Source organism: Vibrio sp. Y176 (assembly GCF_033438945.1).
In genome coordinates this window covers 1-501 of record NZ_JAWOQS010001283.1, presented here as the reverse complement: position 1 = coordinate 501, position 501 = coordinate 1, and the positions used below count along the sequence as shown (strand labels likewise).

Annotated in this window: 1 protein-coding gene; it reads right to left on the bottom strand. The window is 45.1% G+C overall.

Annotation, left to right across the window (positions count from 1 at the left end):
• Positions 1-83 precede the first annotated feature (83 nt).
• Positions 84-501, bottom strand: a 418-nt coding sequence (locus tag R7O13_RS31420) for an AMP-binding enzyme (protein WP_412125763.1), incomplete at its 5' end; no start/stop codon positions are given.

Genomic DNA, 501 nt, shown 5'->3' with positions numbered 1-501 from the left:
TACGAAATTCCCTTTCCGACTAACACATAGCAAAATTGACTAATCTTCGCCTCATTTCCGCCGGGCAAATGAGCGCCAGCTATTTAACGTTGATTATCTAACTCAGAAAGCAGCCACTCTTTTACCGCTTTACGCGAGACTTTAATCCCACCTTCTAACAAGGCTTGTGGCATCAAGTAGTAAGCGATTGGCCATTTAAACTTCTCAAGCTTTTTCCGCAAGTATTGCTCGTATTCCTGTTGGCTCAGTAACGCTTCTGATTGAATAACGGCTATAGGACGATGACCGAACTCAACATCTTCGACTGGCACGACAATGCTCTGAGTGACGCTTGGGATTTGGTTCAATACAGCTTCTATTTCCTCACAGTGAACGTTTTCTCCACCTGAGATAAATTGATTATCGGCCCGACCGATGATCTTTAACTCATCTCCTTGCCAAGCACCAAGATCCTTACTGTCGAACCAACCATCCTCGTCCACGAATGCCGTCACTTGACCT